Raw genomic sequence first — 2,136 nt, forward strand, 5'->3', positions numbered from 1 at the left:
CCCCGGCGGTGGGCGGGGATCGCGGCCTCGTCCTTCGGGGTGGCCGCGCTGGTCTACGTGCTCGCGGTGTGGACGGTGGCGGGACAGGAGCTGGAGAACGCCGCGCTGCGCGGCGCGGACCAGGCCGACGCGGCCCAGACGGGTGAGGCGTGGCAGGCGCTGGACGAGATCACCGTCTACTCGCTCGCGGCGGCCGTGGTGCTGATCGCGCTGGTCGGCGTGCTGCGGCGGCGGTGGGACCTCGCGGTCGCGGCGGTCGGCGTGGTCGTGCTGGGCCAGGTCGTCGTCCAGGGCCTCAAGCGGTTCGTGCTCGTCCGGCCCCAGTTGGTGGAGGTGACGGGCGACTACACCCACAACAGCCTGCCCAGCGGGCACACCGCGATCGCCATGACCGTGCTGTTCGCCGCCGTGATCGTGGTGCCCTACCGCTGGCGCGGCGTGGTGCTGCTGTTCGTGCTGCCGTGGGCGGTGGGCATCGGCCAGTACACGCTCACCGCGAAGTGGCACCGGCTCAGCGACACCCTCGCCGCGGACGCGATCGCCCTGGCCCTGGCCGCGCTCGCGTCGTGGTGGCTGGCGCGGCGCGGGGCGCTGCACCGCTACGAGGGCCGCCGCCGGATCGGCCGGCTCGTCATCGGGACGTTCGCCGGGGTGTCCGCGCTGGTCGGCTTGGTCCTGGGGGGCTTCCTGTGGGGTGTGCCGCTCGCCCGCGCCGGTCTGGCCGACGCGGTCCGGGACCACGTCTACGAGTGGGACATCTACCTCGGCGCCGGGTCGTTCGCCTCGGCCGGGTCGCTCATCGCGGCACTGGTGTTCCTGGCCTCCTGGCGACGGCTGGCGACCTGACCGCGCGCGGCGGGGCGCCGTCGCGGCTCACGTCCGCCCGATCCGCGGGCCCAGGTGCGCCACGATGGTGTCGATGGTCGGGAAGTCCCAGGCCAGCGTGGGTTCGACGAGGATCCCCCAGCGTTCTTCGATGTCGACGCACAGCCCCATGGCGTGCACGGAGTCGAAGCCGAGCGAGCGCAGTGCCACCTCGGTGCCGACCTGCGCCGGCGGCAACCCCAGGTAGCCCGCCACGGCGTCGACCAGCCAGGCCCTCAACGACTCGTCAGACACGGTTCCCCTCCGGGGCTCCGACGACGGCGGCGACCGCGGGGGTGAGCACGCCGTGCAGCGCCGACAGCCCTCCGCCGAGGAACAGCTCGCGCATGTGCCCTCGGCGCACCTTGCCGCTCGTGGTGCGGCGGATCGTGTTCGGCCGGACCACGAGGATGCTCACGGGCACGCCGAACTGCCTGGTCACGGCGTCGAGCACGGCATCGGCGAACTCGACGGGGTCCCCCTGCGGGGCGGGGCGCATCTCCTGCACCAGCACGACGTGCTCGCCGGAATCGGCGTCCCGGACCCCGAAGGCCGCGCCCCGGCCCGCGTCCGGGTGGGCCTCCCGCGCCGAGAACTCGATGTCGTGCGGGTACAGGTTCCGGCCGCGGACGATGATGAGCTCCTTCAGCCGTCCGGTGACGTAGAGCTGTCCGTCGAGGAGGAACCCCAGGTCACCGGTTCGCAGCCACCGGCCGTCCGGGCCGGTGACGAACGTGGCGCGCGTCGCGGCGGGGTCGCCGTGGTAGCCCGCGGCCAGGCTGGGCCCGGCCACCCTGATCTCGCCGATCGCGCCGTCCCGCACCTCGGCGCCCGTGACCGGGTCGGCGACGCGCACCCGCATGCCGCCCGGCTCGCCGCACCCGACCAGCGGCACGCCGTCGCCGTCCGGGGTGGGCACGGCCTCGCCGGCCGCCAGCGAGGCCGGGCTGAACGAGCGGACGGTCGGTCCGCGGCCGCGTGACGTGCAGGTGACCACCAGGGTGGACTCGGCGAGCCCGTACCCCGGGTTCAGCGCGGTGCGCCGGAACCCCACCGGCGCGAACCTGGCGGCGAACGCGTCCAGCGTGGCGATCCGGATCGGCTCGGCCCCGCTGACCGCCATCGTCAGGCAGGACAGGTCGAGCCCGTCGAGCTCCTCGTCGGTGATCCGGCGGGTCGCCCACGCGTAGCCGAAGTCGGGGGCCACGGTCCAGTCCACCCGGTGGTCGCTGATCGCGCGCAACCAGCGGATCGGACGGGCGACCACCGACT

General features: G+C 74.5%; 3 protein-coding genes. 1 reads left to right on the plus strand and 2 read right to left on the minus strand.

Translation table 11 applies throughout. From position 1 onward, the window contains the following. Positions 1-846, plus strand: an 846-nt coding sequence (locus ACFV4N_RS43100) for a phosphatase PAP2 family protein (RefSeq protein WP_499678480.1), incomplete at its 5' end; no start/stop codon positions are given. A gap of 27 nt (positions 847-873) precedes the next feature. Here the strand turns inward: ACFV4N_RS43100 and ACFV4N_RS43105 are convergent. Both ACFV4N_RS43105 and ACFV4N_RS43110 read right to left on the minus strand, forming a co-directional pair. After that, complete coding sequence (locus ACFV4N_RS43105; RefSeq protein ID WP_499678481.1) at positions 874-1,119, minus strand: acyl carrier protein; 246 nt, start codon at positions 1,117-1,119, stop codon at positions 874-876. Continuing rightward, a partial coding sequence (locus tag ACFV4N_RS43110; protein ID WP_499678482.1) for an AMP-binding protein occupies positions 1,112-2,136 on the minus strand: 1,025 nt, incomplete at its 5' end. The genes ACFV4N_RS43105 and ACFV4N_RS43110, both read right to left, overlap by 8 nt.

The sequence above is a fragment of the Actinosynnema sp. NPDC059797 genome, from assembly GCF_042732085.1.
Taxonomy (GTDB): Bacteria; Actinomycetota; Actinomycetes; order Mycobacteriales; family Pseudonocardiaceae; genus Actinosynnema.